This window comes from Rheinheimera sp. ATLC3 (genome assembly GCF_059429535.1).
Map to the genome: position 1 here is coordinate 4,152,329 of NZ_CM182103.1, position 20,306 is coordinate 4,172,634.

The 20,306-nt window shown below is 50.4% G+C and carries 16 protein-coding genes; 11 read left to right on the forward strand and 5 right to left on the reverse strand.

All coding sequences use genetic code 11. From position 1 onward, the window contains the following. Positions 1-13 precede the first annotated feature (13 nt). Complete coding sequence (locus AC5SV9_RS19375; protein WP_475150613.1) at positions 14-448, reverse strand: MarR family winged helix-turn-helix transcriptional regulator; 435 nt, start codon at positions 446-448, stop codon at positions 14-16. A 130-nt stretch (positions 449-578) separates the two neighbouring features. On the opposite strand from AC5SV9_RS19375, the gene msrB reads away from it, so the two are divergent. The 7 genes from msrB (at position 579) to AC5SV9_RS19410 (ending at position 8,849) form a co-directional block, all read left to right on the forward strand. Further along, a complete protein-coding gene (msrB, locus tag AC5SV9_RS19380) occupies positions 579-965 on the forward strand; it encodes a peptide-methionine (R)-S-oxide reductase MsrB (protein WP_475150610.1) in 387 nt (128 codons plus the stop codon). Positions 966-1,091: 126 nt separating this feature from the next. Further along, positions 1,092-2,543, forward strand: a complete 1,452-nt coding sequence (locus AC5SV9_RS19385; protein ID WP_475150608.1) for a glyceraldehyde-3-phosphate dehydrogenase — start codon at positions 1,092-1,094, stop codon at positions 2,541-2,543. Between the two features lie 165 nt (positions 2,544-2,708). Then, positions 2,709-3,836, forward strand: a complete 1,128-nt coding sequence (locus AC5SV9_RS19390) for a M14 family metallopeptidase (protein WP_475150607.1) — start codon at positions 2,709-2,711, stop codon at positions 3,834-3,836. 8 nt (positions 3,837-3,844) lie between these two features. Next, on the forward strand, positions 3,845-5,509 hold the full coding sequence (gene pbp4b, locus AC5SV9_RS19395; RefSeq protein ID WP_475150606.1) for a penicillin binding protein PBP4B: 1,665 nt from the start codon (positions 3,845-3,847) through the stop codon (positions 5,507-5,509). Positions 5,510-5,543: 34 nt separating this feature from the next. Continuing rightward, entirely contained in the window at positions 5,544-5,870 is a 327-nt protein-coding gene (locus tag AC5SV9_RS19400; RefSeq protein WP_134054980.1) for a zinc ribbon domain-containing protein, read from the forward strand. A 2-nt stretch (positions 5,871-5,872) separates the two neighbouring features. Continuing rightward, positions 5,873-6,154 carry a YeaC family protein gene (locus AC5SV9_RS19405; protein ID WP_475150604.1) on the forward strand — a complete coding sequence of 94 codons (282 nt, stop codon included), beginning with the start codon at positions 5,873-5,875 and terminating at the stop codon, positions 6,152-6,154. Continuing rightward, entirely contained in the window at positions 6,144-8,849 is a 2,706-nt protein-coding gene (locus AC5SV9_RS19410; protein ID WP_475150602.1) for a DUF349 domain-containing protein, read from the forward strand. The genes AC5SV9_RS19405 and AC5SV9_RS19410 overlap by 11 nt, the downstream gene beginning before the upstream one ends. A 34-nt stretch (positions 8,850-8,883) precedes the next feature. Here the strand turns inward: AC5SV9_RS19410 and ansA are convergent, their stop codons facing one another. Next, positions 8,884-9,927, reverse strand: coding sequence for an asparaginase (gene ansA, locus AC5SV9_RS19415; protein ID WP_475150599.1), 1,044 nt, complete (start codon positions 9,925-9,927; stop codon positions 8,884-8,886). Between the two features lie 33 nt (positions 9,928-9,960). After that, on the reverse strand, positions 9,961-11,841 hold the full coding sequence (sppA, locus tag AC5SV9_RS19420; RefSeq protein ID WP_475150597.1) for a signal peptide peptidase SppA: 1,881 nt from the start codon (positions 11,839-11,841) through the stop codon (positions 9,961-9,963). A gap of 185 nt (positions 11,842-12,026) precedes the next feature. Here sppA and AC5SV9_RS19425 point away from each other — a divergent pair, with 185 nt between their 5' ends. From AC5SV9_RS19425 to AC5SV9_RS19440, 4 genes are all read left to right on the forward strand, one after another. Further along, positions 12,027-14,045: an oxidoreductase gene (locus tag AC5SV9_RS19425; protein WP_475150595.1), complete on the forward strand. Its 2,019-nt coding sequence runs from the start codon at positions 12,027-12,029 to the stop codon at positions 14,043-14,045. A gap of 237 nt (positions 14,046-14,282) precedes the next feature. Beyond that, the gene (gene glgC / locus AC5SV9_RS19430; protein ID WP_475150592.1) at positions 14,283-15,515 is read left to right on the forward strand and encodes a glucose-1-phosphate adenylyltransferase; all 1,233 of its coding nucleotides are present in this window, start codon (positions 14,283-14,285) and stop codon (positions 15,513-15,515) included. Between the two features lie 22 nt (positions 15,516-15,537). Further along, positions 15,538-16,950 carry a glycogen synthase gene (locus AC5SV9_RS19435; protein WP_475150591.1) on the forward strand — a complete coding sequence of 471 codons (1,413 nt, stop codon included), beginning with the start codon at positions 15,538-15,540 and terminating at the stop codon, positions 16,948-16,950. Positions 16,951-17,064: 114 nt separating this feature from the next. Further along, a complete protein-coding gene (locus AC5SV9_RS19440) occupies positions 17,065-17,622 on the forward strand; it encodes an NAD(P)H nitroreductase (RefSeq protein ID WP_134054964.1) in 558 nt (185 codons plus the stop codon). 135 nt (positions 17,623-17,757) lie between these two features. On the opposite strand, the gene AC5SV9_RS19445 is transcribed toward AC5SV9_RS19440, so the two are convergent. Both AC5SV9_RS19445 and ggt read right to left on the reverse strand, forming a co-directional pair. Next, positions 17,758-18,579 carry a type 2 periplasmic-binding domain-containing protein gene (locus tag AC5SV9_RS19445; RefSeq protein ID WP_475150590.1) on the reverse strand — a complete coding sequence of 274 codons (822 nt, stop codon included), beginning with the start codon at positions 18,577-18,579 and terminating at the stop codon, positions 17,758-17,760. Positions 18,580-18,582: 3 nt separating this feature from the next. Then, positions 18,583-20,250 carry a gamma-glutamyltransferase gene (ggt, locus tag AC5SV9_RS19450; RefSeq protein ID WP_475150587.1) on the reverse strand — a complete coding sequence of 556 codons (1,668 nt, stop codon included), beginning with the start codon at positions 20,248-20,250 and terminating at the stop codon, positions 18,583-18,585. Positions 20,251-20,306: the final 56 nt, after the last annotated feature.

A 20,306-nucleotide genomic window follows, 5' to 3' on the forward strand; every position in this document is an offset into this window, starting at 1 on the left:
CATAATACGTTGTTTAATTGATACTTAATTTCTGTTGGATGCTTTGCAATTGTGTTATCAGCAAGTCCTGATCTAATCCTGCCAGTGCCACAGATTTAACCTTATTGCCGGCAAGTTGGATGGTTTGCAGATGGTTGTCGGCTTTGGGACGCAGGTAAATATGATAGGCACGGCGGTCATCCGGCGAAGGGCGACGCTCTATCAGGTCAAGTGCTACCAGCTGATCCAGCAAACGCGCCAGGGTAATAGGCTGGATCTCAAGCCGGTCAGCGATATCTACCTGACGTACGCCTTCAAATCGAGCAACGACAAGTAAAGCCCTGGCTTGTGCCAGCGTAAGTGGGCTGCCAAGCGATGTCAGTTCCTGCTGAAATGCTTTACGCATCAACCGTGATACATCAGCCAGCAAAAAACCGATGTTGTTAGTCATAGCGTTGTTTGAGCTCATAAAGCATATTACCTATATAGTAAGCAGTGCTTATTATATTTATTGCATATCATTAATCAAGTATGGTTACTGTTTTTGTGGTGTGAGGCGGGATATGCTTACAGAAAGGCAAAGTGCAGGAGTAACAGCAATGAAATTAACTGAACAACAATGGCAGCAGCGGCTAACTGACGAGCAATACCGGGTTACCCGGCTGAAAGGGACGGAGTATCCGTTTAGCGGCGAACTGCTACATAATGAAAAGCAGGGCACTTATCACTGTGTGTGTTGCGGCAGTGAACTGTTTAATTCAGACACCAAATTTGATGCAGGCTGCGGCTGGCCAAGTTTTTATCAGGCTATAGAGGGTAAAGTTAATTATCAGACTGATACCAGCCATGGCATGAACCGTACCGAAATTTTATGCGCGAACTGTGATGCCCATTTAGGCCATGTATTTGAGGACGGCCCGGCTCCGACGGGGAACCGCTATTGCGTGAACTCTGTTTCACTTAGCTTTAAAGATGTTAGCGAATAAAAATCTGTAACTGTTGTCGTAGGCTTTCAACTTCTATTACAATACGCGCCGGCAAAGCAATTAGCGGCGCAGACCGTGCTTTGGCTTAACCGATTAATTCATCTTATTGAAGTAAAAGGCCTACACATGACCCTATCGCACGAAGAGCAGTATCAGAAGAGCTGGCAGGAACGCCAGGAATATGCCGAAAACATGCAACCTATTATCGGCCGGCTGTACCGCAGCAAAGGTATTGAGGTGGTTGTTTACGGTCGTCCGCTGGTAAATGCGACTACCATTGACATCATTAAAGCGCATAAAAGCGTCGAGCGTTTCGAAGGCCAGAAGCTGCGTCTGCGTGAGAGCTTTCCGGTGCTTGAAGCGATTAGCAAAATGAAGCTGGCTCCGGGGCGTGTCGATATCGGTAAGCTGGCGTATGGTTACATATACAAAAATGCCGCCAATGGCGTTGAGTTACAGCAGTATCTGGACCACGAACTGGCCGATATCCTCGATCAGGAAGATCAGGTAAAGCCGGTTGATGTCGTACTGTATGGTTTCGGCCGCATTGGCCGCTTGTTGGCACGCCTAATGCTGGAGCGCTCGGGCCCTAGCACTAAATTGCGCTTACGGGCTATCGTCGTGCGTGGTGGTAAAAAAGGCGATTTGGAAAAGCGCGCCAGCCTGTTACGCCGCGATTCGATTCATGGACCGTTTAACGGCAGTATTACCATTGATGAGGAAAATCAGGGTATTAAAGCCAATGGTACCTTTATCAAAGTGATTTACGCTAACTCGCCGGAGCTGGTGGATTACACCCAGTATGGCATTAACGATGCGCTGGTTGTCGACAACACCGGCATCTGGAAAGACGATAAAGAGTTGAGTATTCACTTTAAAAGCAAGGGTTCCGCGAAGGTACTGTTAACTGCGCCGGCGAAAGGCGAAGTGCCGAACATCGTTTATGGTGTAAACCAGCATATGATTTTGCCGGAACATAAAATTGTATCAGCAGCCAGTTGCACCACCAATGCTATTACACCGGTGTTAAAAGCGCTGGAAGATGAGTTTGGTATCCGTAACGGCCATGTCGAAACAGTCCACTCATACACCAATGATCAGAACCTGATTGATAACTTCCACAGTGCTGAGCGTCGTGGCCGTGCCGCGCCACTGAATATGGTATTAACGTCTACCGGTGCAGCCAGTGCTGTGGCCAAAGCCTTGCCTCAGCTTAAAGGCAAGCTGACCGGTAACGCTATCCGTGTGCCAACACCTAATGTGTCTATGGCGATTTTGTCACTGAACTTGAACCGCGAAACCAGCCGTGAAGAGATGAACGACTTCCTGCAGCGTACATCGTTATTCTCTGAGCTACAGGATCAGATTGATTTTACAGCGTCAACCGAAATTGTGTCGTCAGATTTAGTCGGCTCACGTTACGCCGGTGTGGTGGATTCTCAGGCAACGATTGTTGATGGCGATCGCTGTGTGTTGTACGTTTGGTATGACAACGAGTTTGGTTACAGTACTCAGGTTATCCGCGTCATGAATGATATGGCCGGCATCAAGTACCCAACCTTGCCGGTAGCGCGTTAAACCGTTACTTTATCGAAAAGCCGCTTTCCAGCGGCTTTTTCTTTGGCGTTAACCTGTTAGAATCCGTCACACTGTCGCACAGCCTTAGCACACTGTGGAAACCTGACTTGTACCACCGGCAGGCTGTGTTAGTCTTCTTACCATTTTTAGCAATGGATTTACGTTATGAAAATCACCAGCAATTTTGACAGCGGCAATATTGAAGTTTTGAACATGGACAGCCCGGATAACATTCAGCTTGCTATCCGCAAAGATAACCAGTCTGATTTTTTCCAGTGGTTCCATTTTCGCTTAAGCACCGAGCATGCACAGGAGCACAAACTGATTATTACCAATGCCTCTGAGTCTGCCTATCCGGATGGCTGGAAAGATTATCAGGCTGTAGCCTCCTATGATCGTCAAACCTGGTTCCGTGTAGACACCGAATATGATGGCAAAGCGCTGACAATAAAACATTTCCCTGAAGCAGAGTCTGTGTATTTTGCTTACTTTGCCCCATACAGTTATGAGCGCCACATGGATTTACTGCATCAGGCGCAATCTGATTACAACTGTCAGCTGGTCGAATTAGGCGAAACACTGGATGGTCGCGACATGAGTTTGCTGATTGTCGGCGAGCCTGAAGACGGTAAAAAGAAAATCTGGATCACAGCGCGCCAGCATCCGGGCGAAACCATGGCGGAATGGCTGATTGAAGGCTTACTGGACCGCCTGCTTGACGAAGACGATGGTGTCGCGCGCGCGTTATTAGACAAAGCCGTGTTTTACATAGTGCCGAATATGAACCCCGATGGTTCAGTGCGCGGACATTTGCGCACCAACGCGGCCGGTATGAACTTAAACCGCGAATGGCAAACACCGTCAATGGAGAAAAGCCCGGAAGTGTATCTGGTCCGGCAGAAGATGCTGGAGACGGGCGTAGACCTGTTCCTGGATATGCATGGTGATGAAAATCTGCCGTACAACTTTGTTGCCGGTACTGAAGGCGTGCCGTCGTACAATGAGCGGATCCAAAAGCTGGAACAGCTGTTTAAACAAACCTTGCTGGCTGTGACGCCTGAATTCCAGACCCAGTATGGCTATGAGCTCGATGCGCCGGGTAAGGCCAATATGACCGTTGCAACCTCATGGGTTGGCGATCAGTTTAACTGTCTGGCGTATACCGTTGAAATGCCGTTTAAAGATAATGCTAACCTGCCGGATGCGGCTTACGGTTGGTCGGATGTGCGTTCGATGAAACTGGGGCAGGACATGTTACCGGCTATTTTAGCCGTTGTTGACTCACTGCGTTAGGTTCTCGCGTGCGTAGTAATGTCAGGGCATTGTTGCTGGCCAGCGTACTGGTTTCGCTAGGTGGTTGTGCAACAGTGCAGCAGTGGCTGCAAGTATCACCGTTGCCGGTAACCAGTCAGAGTGCTCAGCAGCAAACCGCACTGAGCCGCAGCAGTGGTATAGGCCAGTTGGATGTCAGCTGGCCTCAAACCAACAGTAAAAGAGCACTGGTAAACAACAGGGCTACCTTCATTGGTTATCAGGGCCAGGGGCAGTTATTGCTGGATCTTGGTACTGCGCACCACGTAACACTGAACATCAACGGCAAGATAATGAAGCTGTCACCGGATGCAGCTCTGGGCCAGCATCTGGTGTTTGATATCAGTTCTGTAACGCGTAATGGTATTAATCAGTTGGCGATGCTGGATATTAAGCCGCTGGGTGCGTCAGTTCGTCTGGTGTTGCCATATCCGTCACTTGAAGATGGTACGCCGGAACAAACCGGCTTTTCCGTAACAGAGCTTGATGAGCTGGATGCGCTAATTAACCGTGAGGTAGCTCAGGGCTTCCCCGGCGCGGTGCTGCTTATCGCAAAAGACGGTAAAGTGATTAAAGAAACAGCTTATGGTTATGCCAGCCGTTATGACACTACTGGCACCGCGCTAAGCTCGCCCGAACCGATGCAAACTGACACAGTATTTGATTTGGCGTCAAACACGAAAATGTATGCCACCAATTATGCACTGATGCATCTGGTCAGTACCGGTTTGCTCGATATCAACCTGCCGGCACAGCATTACATTGCCGAATACCAGGGCGATGGCCGTGAGCAACGATTGGTGAAGGACCTGTTGTATCACAATGCCGGTTATCCGCCTGAGGTGCATTTTCACCGACCGGATAACCGCCATGGTGAAGCGTTTTACTCGCTTGACCGGGACAACAGTATGCAACTTATCGCCACTAAGGTGCCCTTCGAGCGCGAGCGTGGCGGTAAGGCGATATACAGCGACATCGACTACATGCTGCTGGGGCTGATTATTGAGCGCATTACCGGTCAGCAGCAGGATCAGTATCTGGAACAAACACTGTATCGGCCTATGGGCCTGTCACACACCTTGTTTAATCCGCTACGCAAAGGCATTACGCCACAGCAGATTGCTGCCACTGAGCTTGCCGGTAACAGCCGCGGCGGCCGGGTCACTTTTCCGGCGGATCAGGGCGGGGTGGTAAGGGGTAATGTGCATGATGAAAAAGCACATTATGCTTTTGATGGTGTTGCCGGCCATGCCGGGCTATTTTCCACCGCCCGGGAAACGGCAAGCCTTGCTATGCTGGCGCTACATGGCGGTTATGGATTAACACCGGTATTCAGCCCGGCTGTTGTACAACAGTTTGTACGGCCTTCGGTATCTGATCATACTGTCGGCCTGGGCTGGCGCACAGCCACAGGCGGCGATCTGAACTGGCACTTTGGTCCTTATGCCAGTGCTTACGCCTTTGGCCATACCGGCTGGACAGGTACAGCAACGCTTATCGACCCATACTATGGCCTGGTGGTAGTATTACTGACGAACAAAAAACACAGCCCGATATTGCCCGAAGGTGAGAACGGGTATTATTTTACCGGTGACAGGTTTGAAACTGGTATGTACGGCAGCATCATGAGTAAAATATACCAGGCAATGCAGTAGGTAGACCCTGCTGTCTGAATAAGGTTGGAGTAAGATGGCGATTATTTCCTGCCCGTTTTGCGGGCACAAGATTTCTGATAAAACAGCAACATGCAGTAAGTGTAATGGTGACGTTGCCGGCTTAACACCGGAGAAACGCGAATCTTTAGCGCGTAGTAAAGCACTGGATAAGGCACAGAGCCTGGTTAATCATTCAATGTTTGCGTTGTTATTGTTTCTGGCTGGTTTTGGCCTGATGTACTGGTGGGATCCGGAAGCCGGCAGTGCGCAGCAATATATTGCCGGCGGCGCTATAGGGTTAGGTTTCTGCTGGTACATTATTAGCCGGGCCCGCATTATGTTTATGAAAAAGCGTAAGTAAAGATGAATTTTAATGCTCTTGTGCAGGCCATGACGCCTGATACTTATGAAAAGTTGGCCGAAGCAGTAGCAACCGGCCGCTGGGCTGATGGTAATGTCCTTAGCGACGCACAGCGTCAGCATAGCCTGCAGCTGGTGATGGCCTATCAGGCGCAGGTGCTTAAATCTGATGAGCTGTTCACCATAGGGGCAGATGGCCAGATGGTACATAAATCTAAAGCCGAGCTTAAAAAGCAATTCGATATCCAGCCGTCTATCGCAAGGTTTTCGCACGATGATCTTTAAACGTTTTTTCAAACCGAAATGGCAGCATGCCGATGCTGCGGTACGCCAGCAAGCTATAGCGCAGTTAGATCAAAATAATCAAGAGCATAAGAGCATATTGCATGAACTGGCGTTTAACGATGGCGCAGAAGCCGTGCGTAAAGCCGCATTGGTGAAATTGAACGACTTTTCACTGTGGTGGCAGGCAAGTAAACACGACAGTGCTGAGCGCATACAGCATCTGGCAGAGCAAACGCTGATAGAACAGTTGCTGCAAAATAAAGTGGAAGCGAAGTTAAAACTGCAGTTTATTGCTCAATGCAACCGTAGCAGTATTCTGGAGCAACTGGCGCAAACAGAAAGCGATGCCGGTATTAAATTTAGTTTGTTGCAGCGCCTTAATAAGGCAGAGCTGAACTACAAAGCGCTACAGGATCCGGTATTACAGCTGGCACAAAAACGACAATTGCTGGCTGACCTTACCGATGAGAAAGTGCTGGAGAAGCTGGCGCGCCAGCTTGACGGTGAGCTACAAACTGAGGTGCTGCAAAGACTGCAAGCGCTGCATGAGCAAAAACAAAAGCCGCCGCAGCTGCGTAAACAACTGACGTTACTGCTGGCAAAATTAAATGCGTTACGTGAGCGTACCGCACTGGAGCAAATGCCGGCACAGCTGGAAGAGTATCAGGCGCAGTGGCAGCAACTGGAACCTGAACTGGAGTGCCTGGCGCAGGAGGCGCAGGAGTTTCGTGTTAAGTATGAAAAAATCATCAGCCAACTGCAGCAATGGCTGGCACCGAAACTGGCGCAGCTGAACGAGATCCAGGCGCAGCAACAGCGAGAAGCAGAGCAGTGGGCCGCTTATCAGGCATTGCAGCAGCAAGTTGATACTATTAAGCAAGGTTTGCAGCAGGCGATGTTAACTGCGGATATCAGCGCAGCGCAACAACTGGAATCGCATTTACAGGCCATTGAGCAGGCGTTGGCAGAGGCTGATGTTACAGATAAATCCGCGCTGACAAAGCAGGTCAAACAATTACAACAGCAGCTACAGCAATTACCGGCGTTAGCGGATCAACTGGCGCAGCTTACCCGGTTGGTTGCAGATTGGGCCGCACAGAAAATTCCGTCAACAGTGGAAGAATATCAGCCACTGGCGACGCAGCTCTCACAATGGCAGCAAGACTGGCGCAGACTGAGCAAAGCCTTGGTAATAGCCGTACCGGATAGTCTGCAGCAGGCAAAAGACGACCTGGCCCGACAATGGCAAAACGCAGTGGCTGGCTTTACCGCACAGAGTGAGAAAATACAGCGGCAATGCCGCAGTAAACTGGCGCAGTACCGCAGATTGTACGCGGCCGGTAAATATAAAGTGCTGTTTGGTCTGTTTAAAGGCATAGAGCAGGATTACGCTCAGCTGTCGGCATCGCAGCAACAGGCGCTGGCTAAAGACTATGAATTTGCCAGTGAAAAAATGGCCGAGCTTGCAGACTGGCAGGAATATATCGCAACCCCCCGCAAACAACAATTGCTGGCAGAGGTGCAGGCACTTAGCCTTGAGCTGCCTGATAACCTTATCCGCCAGCGCGCTGACGAGGTGAAGCGCGCCAGGGCACAGTGGAACTCGCTTGGTAAGGCTGATCCAGCATTGGAGCAGCAGTTAAATGATGATTTTGATGCAGCCTGTGAGCGGGCATTTGCGCCGTGTCGCAGCTATTTTGCCGCGCAGGATGCGCTGCGCGCAGAGCATGTAAAACAGCGCGAGCAAATTATAGCCAGCGCACAGGCGATAGCGCCGGCACAACTGGATGCTAAAGCGCTTGAGCAGCAATTACAGCTGCTGAAACAGGCCTGGCAGCAAGCCGGGGCGGTGGACAAGCAGCAATTTAGCGCCTTAAACGACGCTTTTAGTCAGGCTTTGCAGCCATTGCGCGAGCATTTGACGGCAATTCAGCAACAGGTAGCGCAGGCTAAACAGCAGCTTATTGCAAAAGCGCAAAGTGCTTTAGCACTGGACGATGCGAATCTGACAGCTAAAGCGTTAAAAGAGTGCCAGCAACAATGGAAGCAACTGGGCCAAGCCGCACGTAAGCAGGATCAGGCACTGTGGACAGAATTTCGTGCGGTATGTGACAGCTTCTTTAATGCGCGGGCGGAGCAGGTGTTGCAGCAAAAAGCCGCCGAGCAGGCTGAGCTGGAACAGCTCAGTGTGCAACTCAAGGTGTTAGATACCTTATTACAACAAGCTGACAGTGCAACCGAGTTCAGTGCCGTGCAGCAAAAACTGCAGGCAATAGAGACTCACAGCGTGGGGGCACAGCAAAGTGTGCGGCAGCTGCAAAGTAAACTGCAGCAGGCGCAGCAACAATGGCAGCTGCAACAGAATGCCCAGGAGTTTGCTGCGATGTTTGAGCTGCTGCAAGACCCAGCTGTCAGTGCCGAACAATTACCTGCTGCGTACCGGGATGTGTTTAGCAAGCAGCAAGAACAGCAGTTCAGCCGCGAACAGCTGACACTGGCGCTGGAAATTGTTACGGATATGCCATCACCTGATCTGGCGGCACGGCAGCAAGTTCAGCTGTTATTGTTATCTGACAAACACAATCAGGGTGTTGTGCTGGATAAACACAGCCTGCTACGACGCTGGCTACAATTTGGTGCCGTACAAGCGACAGAGTTGCCGCTACTGCAGCGGGTAAAGGCTGTTTTTGCCTGAATGTGTCAGATACTGTGATACAAACGACAGCAGGTTAACCTGCTGTCAGCTCTCCACGCAGGTCTTGCTGCATTTGCTGGCGGATTTCATCAGCAGATAAGTTTTTACTCAGCAAATAGTGCAGCTTGGTCAGTGCCGCTTCCAATGTCATATCGTAGCCACTTATCACACCATTTTGTTTCAGGGCATTGCCGGTGGCATAGCCTTGCATATTAACGGTGCCTTTAAAGCACTGTGTGCAGTTTACAATAATCAGGCCGCGCTGACTGGCGTCATGTAGAATTTGTAACAACTCTGGCCGCTGCGGCGCATTGCCAACCCCAAAAGATTTGATAATCAGTGCTCTTACCGGTGCCGCGGTCATATTGCGGATCACTTCAGTGCTGATGCCGGGGTATAAGGTCACCACACTGATCGGCTGTGGAATGATGTTTGCCAGCGTAAGCGGGGCGGCCAGTTTGGTCTGAGTTAACTTACCAGCAACCAGGCTAATATGAATACCGGCTTCAAGCAGCGGTGGGAAGTTAGGTGAAGCAAACGCATTAAAGCCGTTGGCATCGGCCTTGGTCGCCCGGTTACCGCGAAACAATTGGTTATTAAAAAACAGTGCAACTTCAGCAATAGGGTAGTTCGCCGCCAGATACAGCGCATTTAGCAAGTTAACTTGTCCGTCTGAGCGCATTTGAGCCAGCGGAATTTGCGAGCCTGTGATAATGACCGGTTTTTGCAGGTTTTCCAGCATAAACGACAGCGCCGATGCGGTATAAGCCATGGTGTCTGTGCCGTGTAGCACAACAAAACCGTCGTAGTGCGGGTATTGCTGTTGAATGTCTTCTGCAATATGGCGCCAATGCTCGGGTGTCATATCGGAAGAGTCTATTACCGGGTGATATTCGTGAATATCGAACTCAGGCATTTCTGACCGGTAAAACTCCGGCATACTCTTTACGGTATCGGTTAAAAAACCCGGTACAGGCACATAGCCTTGCTCTGAGTGCTGCATGCCGATGGTGCCGCCGGTGTAGGCGACATAAATACGTTTTCTGCTCATATTATCGATATAAAAATGCCCGGACATTGCCGGGCATTGTAATAGACTTCGTTAGTGCTGTCAGTTAATGCTGCAGCTTACGCAGTATGAATAAACACCATTTGGATCATTGAACTGGTTCATCAGCACAAAATCCTGTTTCAGTTGCTTGGTTAACTTGCCAAGCAATTTCTGCTCTGCGCTGGCTTCCGATTGTGGCAACCAGCCCTGAACCTTGGCTTCACCCAGTAAATCTTTAATCATCTGCTCACCCGGTGTCAGATCCTGCTGTACCACCTTGACATCATAGTGGCTTAAACCGGCTTTATCGGCTGCGGCTTTAATGGCGTCGCCAAAGCTACCCAGTTTATCCACCAGGCCCAGCTCTTGCGCCTTACGGCCTGTCCAGACGCGGCCCTGTGCAATCTTGTCTACTTCTTCTGCTGTCATATTGCGGTTTTCGCTTACCAGCGTTAAGAACTCGCTGTAGCCGCGTTCAATTAACAGCTGGAACAGATCTGCCGCTTTATCATCCAGACCTTTAAACAGCGGCAAACCATTACTTAAACCAGCAAGCTCGGTAGTGCCGACACCGTCTACATTCAGGCCAAGCACAGGTAACGCGTCTTCAGCTGTGTGCAGCAGACCAAAGATGCCAATAGAGCCGGTAATGGTGGTAGGTGATGCCCAAATTTCATTTGCCGGCGCGGCTATCCAGTAACCGCCTGAGGCAGCTACGGAGCCCATTGATGCGATAACCGGTTTACCGGCTTCACGCAGCAGACGGATCTCCTGACCAATTATTTCCGACGCATAAGCGCTGCCGCCGGGGCTATCGATACGCAGTACAACGGCTTTTACTTTGTCGTCAAAGCGTGCTTTACGCAGCAGTTCAGCTGTAGAGTCACCGCCAACTGAGCCTGCTTTGGCATAACCATCAACAATAACACCACGTGCTACCACGACAGCAACCTTATCAGTAACCGGATTATCAAACTGTTTTGAAGGCACAACCAGATGTGCGTAATCCTGGAAAGTAACATGGTTGTAGGTGTGCTCGTCGTTCTCACCGACAATTGCTACCAGCTCGCGACGAAACTCTTCACGGGTTTTGATACTGTCAACCAAACCGGCATTGACAGCATATTGACTTAAGTCACCGTTTGCAGCTTGCAGCTTTTCCAACAGGGAGCTGTAAGTTTCATCAAAGTTGTCTATAGCAAAACCACGGCGCTGCGCGACCTGCTCTTTGTAGTCGCCCCACAGCTCATTTAACCAGGCAGAATTGGCTTCTTTTGCTGCATCAGACATGTCATTACGCAAAAATGGCTCTACCGCTGATTTATAGGTACCCACCCGGAACACATGAGTGTTGATTTTCAGCTTCTCTAACGCATTTTTGTAATACATCGGGTAGCTGCCATAACCTTCGAGTAACACTGTACCCATTGGGCTAAGGTTAATCTCGTCTGCATAACTGGCAAGGTAGTATTGGGTCTGGCCATAAAAACCACCGTAGGCAAAGACTTTTTTGCCGGCCGCTTTAAAGCTGTCGATGGCTGCGCCAATGCGCTGCATTTTATCCAGTGAACCGTGGCCTAACATCGATAAATCCAGCACCAGGGCCTGAATACGGTTGTCGCTGCTGGCTTGTTTTATCACCGTAACAACATCACTGACCAACACTTCCGGCGCTTCTTCCTGACCGCCCAGGCTTTCGTTGATTGCCGTCGCTATCGGATCGGTCCAGCGTTTCTCTTCTACCAGATCGCCTGTCAGATTAAGCACCAGCGCAGCTGTTGGCGGCACTTCAACGTTATCGTCGCCACCAAAAATGGACATTGCGATAACGACAACCAGGCCAATAAACAGCAGGTTTAGAATGACAGAACGGAAGCCGCGGTACAGCCGGCCAATGGCACTGAACAACCGGCGGATTGGGCCGGGATTTTTATTGGTCATAGGGTATTCCTGTTGTTGCATTACTATTTATGCATGCTTGTATGCTAAACAATTTACTGTCAAAGGCTAAGTGGAATTTGTAAGTAAATGTGTAACACTCTGCGTCAGTGCAGGCGCAGCTTGCTATCGGCTGACAAAGCGGCTAAAGTCTGCCACAAACAACAGGTACGACCAGAGAGGCTAATGTGGCATACCAAAAATTATTACAACCACTGGACTTGGGTTTCACCACGCTGAAAAACCGTGTCATTATGGGGTCGATGCATACCGGGCTGGAAGAGGAAAAGCAAGGCTTTAGCAAACTGGCCGCCTTTTATGCCGAGCGCGCCAAAGGTGGCGTTGGCCTGATTATCACCGGCGGTATCAGCCCAAATTTTCGCGGCAATCTGGTGCCATTTGGCAGCCAGCTCAGTTTTTGGTGGCAAACCAGCAAACATAAAGAGGTGACACAAGCTGTGCATCAGCACGGCGCTAAAATATGCCTGCAGCTGTTGCACGCTGGCCGCTATGGCTATCATCCGTTTAGCGTTGCACCAAGCAAAATTAAGTCGCCCATAACGCCGTTTAAACCATCACAAATGTCATCGCGGCAGGTGCGCAGTACTATCAGAGATTTTGCGCACTCTGCCAAGCTTGCTAAAAAAGCCGGTTATGACGGCGTTGAAGTAATGGGCTCAGAAGGTTATCTGATTAATCAGTTTATTTGTCTGCGCACTAACCAGCGTAAAGATGAGTGGGGTGGCAGTTTTGAAAATCGCTGCCGTTTTGCTGTTGAAACAGTTAAAGCGGTGCGTGACGCTTGCGGTGACGATTTTATTATTGTGTACCGGTTGTCGATGCTGGACCTGGTGGAAGATGGCAATAGCTATGATGAAGTTGTTGCTTTGGCAAAAGCAATTACTGATGCTGGTGCCAGCTTAATTAATACCGGCATTGGCTGGCATGAAGCCCGCGTGCCCACAATTGGCACTATGGTGCCACGGGCAGCATTTAGCTGGGTCACTGCACGGGTAAAAGCAGAAGTAAATATTCCGGTGATTGCCACTAACCGTATTAATGACCCGCAGGTAGCTGAAGATATTCTTGCCAGTGGCCAGGCCGATATGGTCTGTATGGCGCGGCCATTTTTGGCCGATGCCGAGTTTGTCAACAAAGCAGCGGCAAATCAGGCTGGGCTTATCAATACCTGTATTGCCTGTAATCAGGCCTGTCTTGATCATGTGTTTCAAAATAAGCGCGCCAGTTGTCTGGTTAACCCGCGTGCCTGTTATGAAACTGAGCTGAATTTTACCCCGGCGCAGCAACGCAAAAAAATTGCGGTTGTCGGTGCAGGGCCGGCGGGGCTGGCATTTAGCGTCTATGCTGCTCAGCGCGGCCATGAAGTGCATTTGTTCGATAAATCGCATCAGATTGGCGGGCAGTTTAACTACGCGAAACAAATTCCCGGCAAGGAAGAGTTTCATGAAACGCTGCGCTATTTTGGTCGCATGCTGGAATTGCACGCCGTTAAACTGCATTTAAACAGCGAACAAACGGCAGATAGCCTGGCCAGTGCCGGTTTTGATGAGGTGGTGCTGGCCAGCGGCATAGTGCCGCGTGATATCGGCCTGGCAGGCAGTGGCCATGATAAGGTGCTCAGTTATCTGGATGTACTGCGCGATCATAAAGCTGTTGGCCAGCACGTTGCCATTATTGGCGCCGGTGGTATCGGCTTTGATGTGGCAGAGTATTTAACCGAGCCACACTCGCTGACATTGCAGCCTGACGCCTGGTTAAAAGACTGGGGTATTGATAAAAACTACCAGGCCAGAGGTGCGCTGTTACCTGATGAAACCCAGCCACCTGCCGCGCGTAAAATTTACCTGCTGCAGCGCAAAACCAGCAAAGTGGGCGCAGGTCTGGGCAAAACTACCGGCTGGATCCACCGTGCCTCGCTGAAGAAAAAAGGCGTCGAAATGATTGCCGGCGTAAATTACCTGCGAGTTGATGATAACGGCTTGTGGATAGAAATTGCCGGAGAGGAGCGCTGCCTGAATGTGGATAATGTGGTGATTTGTGCCGGTCAGGAACCGCTGCGTGCGCTGGTACCGGAGCTTGCGCAAAAAGGTATTAAAGCACATCTTATCGGTGGCGCCGATGTAGCCGCTGAGCTGGATGCCAAAAGGGCTATCCGTCAGGGGGCAGAACTTGCCGCTGTCATCTGACCGCTAGTGTCATGTGCTGTTCTGGTGAAGGCGCTGCACCAATATTGATCGCTTGCTGTAAAAAGGCACCTTTTTGGTGCCTTTGTTATATCAGTGTCATAAATCTCTGCTCATTTAGAACGAGTGAAACCTTATTGCTAAGGACTGCTAGCCATTTGCTAACAGCTGCTGCTATTGTGGTATTAGCTTTGCAACCTGAAAATAAATTACACACGTTGAGCTGAACAGGGAGTTTTTATGTCCGGGGTATTAACCATGATTCTGGCCGGTGGCGAAGGTACGCGTTTAGCACCTTTAACCGGTGTCAGGGCAAAACCAGCTGTACCTTTTGGTGGGAATTATCGCATCATCGATTTTGTGATGAATAACTTTGTTAACTCAGATTTGCTGCAAATTTTTGTCATTACCCAGTTTAAATCGCACTCGCTAATGAAACACCTAAGCCGTGCCTGGCGGGTTACCGGCTTAACAAACCGCTTTATTGACCCTATACCGGCGCAAATGCAAACCGGTAAACACTGGTATCTGGGCACGGCTGATGCCATTTACCAGAACCTGCATTTAATCCACGGCCTGGACCCGGAGCATGTTTGCGTATTTGGCGGCGATCACATATACAAAATGGACGTGCGGCAGATGCTCGATTACCACCGGCAGAAAAATGCCCGCCTGACAGTTGCAGCTATCCCCGTACCGGTGGCGCAGGCGCATGAATTTGGTGTGATTGAAGTCGATGCCAACGGCAAAATGATTGGCTTTGAAGAAAAACCCAAAACCAACCCGAAGACAATACCAGGCAATCCGGATTTTGTGCTGGCGTCAATGGGAAACTATATTTTTGAAGCCAAAACACTGGTTTCAGTGCTGGAAGATGATGCCGCCAAAGCGGACTCCAAACACGATTTTGGCCATAACATTATTCCGCAGCTATACCCATCGGGAGATGTGTATGTTTATGATTTTTCATCGAATGTTATCCGCGGTGAAAGCCCGCTCAGCAGCGGATACTGGCGCGATGTCGGCACCATAGATTCATACTACGAAGCCAATATGGACCTTATCTCGGTTGAGCCGCCGTTTGACTTATACAACAGGTACTGGCCACTGCGCGGCTACACGCCGCCGGTACCTCCGGCGAAGTTCGTACACGATGAAGCCAACCGCACCGGGCAGGCGATAAGCTCAATGGTGGCGTCAGGCTGCATTGTCAGTGGCTCTATTGTTTACCAGTCTATTCTGGGCCATAACGTGCATGTACACAGCCATGCCTATGTTGAAAAATGCGTACTGATGGGTAACAACGATATTGGCCGTGGCTGCCGCATCCGCCGCGCCATTATTGATAAAGATGTCAAGATTGCGCCGGGCACCATAATCGGCGAGGATCCTATTCTGGATAAGCAGCGTTTTCATATCTCCGCCAGTGGCGTTATTGTGATCCCCAAAGGTGCCATGGTTGGGTTTGAGTGAAACAACAAAAAGGCAGTAGATAGTGCGGATATTGTTTATATGCAGTGAATATGAAGGGCTGATCAAAACCGGCGGCCTGGCCGATGCATGCCGTGGCCTGGTGCAAAGCCTGATTGCCGCAGGCCATGAGGTAACGGTTGCGTTACCTCGTTACGCCAGCCTGTATAAACAGCATACCGATAGCTGGCAATCAGTATATTTTACACTGGGCGGCCGGCCGTTCGGCTGCGCTGTCAGGCACTTTAAGCACTACGGCGCCGATGTTGCGCTGATTGAGCATGATGATTTTTTTCGCCGCGAAAGGCCATACGACGATGGCGAGCATGGTTACAGTGATAATCCGCTGCGTTTTGCGTTTTTTTGCAAAGCGGCACTGGAATGGGCGCTGCAAACCGAGCAGCAGTTTGATCTTGTTCATGGCCATGACTGGCAAAGCGCAGCGACAGCTTACTACCTGAAAACCCATTATGCAGACACGGCACTTGCCGCGCTGCCTTTTGTGTTCAGTATTCACAATGGCGCCTATCAGGAGCGCTGTGCACCGCACTGGCGTCAGGAGCTTGATATAGAGCCACAGCGGCACGACGAGCTGAATTTTCTGGCACTGGCGCTAAAGCACGCGGATAAGCTCAATACCGTAAGCGCAGGCTACCGTGACGAGCTGATGCAGGAACCACTGGCGGCGGGTCTTGCAGCGTTTTACCAGCAGCGTATCGCGGATTTCTCAGGCATTTTAAATGGTTGCGACTACGATATCTGGCATCCTGGCCACGACAGCTATCTGGCACAACATTATGATACTGGCAGCATGCAGGGAAAGCAGGTCTGTAAACAGGCTATATTGGCGCACTTTCACCTTACATCAAGCAAGCAACCGCTGTTTGTTGGCGTTAGCAGGCTAACCGGGCAAAAAGGCTATGATTATTTGATCCCTGCGCTGCGAACCTGGTTGGCGACAGCAGAGGTGCGCGTAATCATTATGGGTACTGGCGAAGCGAAATACTGCCTGGCGCTTGAAGCCTTACAGTGGGACTTTCCGGCTAAGTTTCGGTTTGTGCACGGGTTTAGCGATGCTATGGCCCATCAGTTAGAAGCTGCCGGCGATTTTTTTCTGATGCCATCGTTATTTGAACCTTGCGGGCTAAATCAGTTGTACAGCCTGCGTTATGGCAGTGTGCCGCTGGTACGTTTAACCGGGGGCCTGAAAGACACGGTCAAACCCTGGCCGGGTAGAGGCGCAACCGGTATAGGTTTTGTCGATGCTGATACAGCATCAACGTTGGCAGCACTGCAACAGGCGCTGCAGCTTTTTAATAAACCTGAAAGCTACCGGCGGGTACAGCAAAATGGCATGCAGCAAAACTTCAGCTGGCAAAGCTCGGCCCAGCAGTATTTAGCACTGTATCAGCAGGCACTCTGGGCCAGGGCGCATTAAATTTCAGCAAACTGTTTGAAAGGCCATCAGACAGGCATCACCTTGCCATAATCTGATGTAAAGGTTACTGTTAATTTGCTAGGCTGCGCGCAGCTAACACCATCGGGGTTTTTTATGGATGCATTGACATTACTCACCAGCCGTTATTCTTCAGCCCGGTTAACTGAGCCTGCACCGGCAGGTGAGGTTCTGGACAATATTAAGCGTGCCGCGCTGCAAGTGCCGGATCATGGCGGTTTACGCCCCTGGCGTTTTATTATCGCTGAAGGTCGTCAGGCGCTGAGCCGGTTGGGAGATATTTTTGCTGAAGCTGCGGTTGAGGACGATCCGGCCATCAGTAATGACATGCTGGAACGCGCCCGCCAGCTACCACTGCGCGCGCCTATGGTCATTGTCTGCATAGCTAAAGCTGTCGACAGCAGCAAAATTCCGTTAACGGAACAGCAGCATTCGGCTGCCTGCGCAGTAATGGCGATGCAGCAAGCTGCATTCGCACAGGGTTTTGGCGGCATTTGGCGCACCGGAACTTACGCCCAACTGGATTTTGTAAAACAGGAACTGGGTCTGGGGGAAGACGACGAAATCGTCGGTTTTTTATATCTTGGTATGCCAAACGGCGAGCCACCACGGCGCAACGCGCCTGATCCTGCGGACTTCTTCACCAACCTCTGAGACCATTCACGGTTTATCTTTACCGACATCTAACGTCAAAAAGCCGGGTGCACACCAAGCCCGGCTTTTTTGTTTGCCACTCCAGCACAATAACTGCACGGATAGGATGTTGTATTTCTCTATCTGCTGTCTGATTTAATCTGGGTAGCTCAGATACTCCAGGTAACGCAATTTATTCAGTGTTTGCGGCAGTGCCTGCCAAAGCTGCTCAGACAATTGCCGGTGCTGGCGATAAAAAGCATTGCTTAGCATCAGGTAACCAAAACTTTGGTGCATTGGCGGATACAGCAGTTGTAGAGGTAGCAAGTTCAGGTGGCGCTCGCGGGCGTCGACACCATTAAGCTGACACAGCACTGTTGTTGCATCGACGCGGCCGTTAATAACCAGATCCAGCGCATTATCGGGTGACTGCGCACCAACCAGTACGGTATTAACCGGAAATGGAATGGGTCTGTAGCCCAACGGCCGCGATACCGTCAGCTGCTGCTCTGCTGCGATTTTTTGGTCAATGGGGTTGTCAAATCTGTGCGCCAGGCACAGGCCCAACTGATTAATAGCACGGCTTGGATCCGCGCTGCCATCGCTGTGTTTGGGATATTTAGTGTAGTGCTCCCGGTCTTCGACATAAGCTGCTACCACGGCATCCACGCTATTGTCTTCAAGCTGCTGCAGACAGCGCAACCAGGGCATACGAGTAAGCTTTAATGTAATTCCGACTTGCTCTGCCGCTATCTTTAAATGCTCGATGGTAGCCCCCGGGCGTTCGGGAACATCGCGGCTGTTTTCCGTGTAGTAAGGCAGTAGCTGTTTGTCTTCATAGCAAAAAGTCAGTACAGGTTGCGCTGCTATGGCCTCTGTGGCTGGTTTAAGCACATCTGCGTCAAGCGGCTGACAAATGGCTAAAACCAGTACTACCGATAGACGAAGAGCAATAGGTTTAATGTTAAAGCATTGCATAGGTTAATAACTGAATACCTTAGCTACACCACGTGAGCGAGGGTCGGCGGCAGCTTCTACTTTACCATTGATGCGTTTTATTGCCTGAATATCGCCTAAATTCCAGCTTTGGGTTACCAGGTTATAGCCGCGTTCTTTTAATTGTCGTTGCACTTCATCTGACAGAGGCGCATAGGGTTCCATTGTAATTTGATTCTCAGGCAGTAACTGATGATGAAAGCGTGGCGCAGCCACGGCGTCAGCCAGGGGCAAGTTAAAATGATACAGGTTTGTCATGACCTGAAATATGCTGGTAAAAATAGTTGAGCCGCCCGGGGTGCCAATAACGAGCTCGACTTCATTATTTTGAACCAGCAAACTCGGGGTCATCGATGACAGCATGCGTTTACCCGGTGCGATAGCATTAGCAGCGCTGCCGACCACACCAAAGGCATTGGGAACACCGGCCTTGGCAGAGAAATCGTCCATTTCATTGTTTAGCAAAAAGCCAGCACCTTCGACCACCACACCGCTGCCAAAGTCCAGGTTCAGGGTGTAGGTATTGGAAACGGCATTGCCATGCTTATCCAGTACAGAAAAATGCGTAGTATGGTAGCCCTCTAGACCTGGATTAACGGCTGCTGTGGCTGAAATAGCGGCTGGGTTAATTTCGCTGGCCCGCTTATCCAGATAATCAGCTGCGAGCAGTTGCTGCTGCGGCACTGCAGTAAAATCAGGATCGCCCAAATAATCGGCGCGGTCTGCAAATACCCGTTTTTCAATTTCAGCCACCAGATGCACATACTGGTTGCTGTTTAATGTTACGTTTTTAAAATCGGCATTACGGCGCTGCTTTAATCCCAGTAGTTGGCTAAGTGCTATGCCACCTGAGCTGGGTGGCGCTGTGGTAATGAGCTGATATTGCTGCCAGTTGGTAATCACCGGTTCTCGCCAGCCCGCTTTATATGCGGCTAAATCGGCTTTGTTAATAAGGCCGCCACCGCGCTGCATCTGGGCTACCAGTAAATCTGCGGTTTTGCCGTGATAAAAGTCTGCCGGGCCTTTTTCGGCAATGCGGCTTAACGTGGCGGCAAGCTCAGGCTGTTTAAACGTCTGGCCGCTTTGCAAAGCAGAAAAATACTTGCCAAAGTTGGTTTTGCCTTCCAGTTGTTGTAATAAGTTGGCCCGATACTGATACTGGTTTTCAGCGACGGTAAAACCATTTTGCGCATAGTGAATTGCCGGGGCGACTAAGTCTGCCCAGGGCAGCTTGCCAAAGCGCTGATGCGCTTGCCACAAGCCCATGACAGTGCCGGGGACTCCACTGGCTTTATGGCCAATTAAGCTAAGCTCGTCAATGACCTGTTTATATTCATCCAGATACATATCCCTGTGCGCGCTGCCGGGTGCAGTCTCGCGGTAATCCAGAAAGTAGGGCTTGCCGTCAAACCAGATGGTCATAAAGCCACCGCCGCCTATGTTGCCGGCCTCCGGGTAGGTAACAGCCAGTGTGAAGGCGGTGGCCACTGCCGCATCGACAGCATTGCCGCCACTGCGCATTATCTGTTCGGCAACAGCTGCACCATATTGGTCAGGAGATGCCACTGCACCCATACTATTCTCATTGCTCAAAGCATTGCCGCTAAGGGTTAGCAGCAACAAGAGAGAGGCGTTGAATCTGCTGTAAAACATAGTGTACTCCGTTCTGAGCGAGCTATCAGTTCTACCTTGTAGCGGGCACAATTACA

Bases quoted from the DNA above. Each gene is read 5' to 3' on its own strand.
- AC5SV9_RS19375 (WP_475150613.1), bottom strand. From the start codon at position 448: ATGAGCTCAAACAACGCTATGACTAACAACATCGGTTTTTTGCTGGCT.
- msrB (WP_475150610.1), top strand. From the start codon at position 579: ATGAAATTAACTGAACAACAATGGCAGCAGCGGCTAACTGACGAGCAA.
- AC5SV9_RS19385 (WP_475150608.1), top strand. From the start codon at position 1,092: ATGACCCTATCGCACGAAGAGCAGTATCAGAAGAGCTGGCAGGAACGC.
- AC5SV9_RS19390 (WP_475150607.1), top strand. From the start codon at position 2,709: ATGAAAATCACCAGCAATTTTGACAGCGGCAATATTGAAGTTTTGAAC.
- AC5SV9_RS19400 (WP_134054980.1), top strand. From the start codon at position 5,544: ATGGCGATTATTTCCTGCCCGTTTTGCGGGCACAAGATTTCTGATAAA.
- AC5SV9_RS19405 (WP_475150604.1), top strand. From the start codon at position 5,873: ATGAATTTTAATGCTCTTGTGCAGGCCATGACGCCTGATACTTATGAA.
- AC5SV9_RS19410 (WP_475150602.1), top strand. From the start codon at position 6,144: ATGATCTTTAAACGTTTTTTCAAACCGAAATGGCAGCATGCCGATGCT.
- ansA (WP_475150599.1), bottom strand. From the start codon at position 9,927: ATGTCCGGGCATTTTTATATCGATAATATGAGCAGAAAACGTATTTAT.
- sppA (WP_475150597.1), bottom strand. From the start codon at position 11,841: ATGACCAATAAAAATCCCGGCCCAATCCGCCGGTTGTTCAGTGCCATT.
- glgC (WP_475150592.1), top strand. From the start codon at position 14,283: ATGTCCGGGGTATTAACCATGATTCTGGCCGGTGGCGAAGGTACGCGT.
- AC5SV9_RS19440 (WP_134054964.1), top strand. From the start codon at position 17,065: ATGGATGCATTGACATTACTCACCAGCCGTTATTCTTCAGCCCGGTTA.
- AC5SV9_RS19445 (WP_475150590.1), bottom strand. From the start codon at position 18,579: ATGCAATGCTTTAACATTAAACCTATTGCTCTTCGTCTATCGGTAGTA.
- ggt (WP_475150587.1), bottom strand. From the start codon at position 20,250: ATGTTTTACAGCAGATTCAACGCCTCTCTCTTGTTGCTGCTAACCCTT.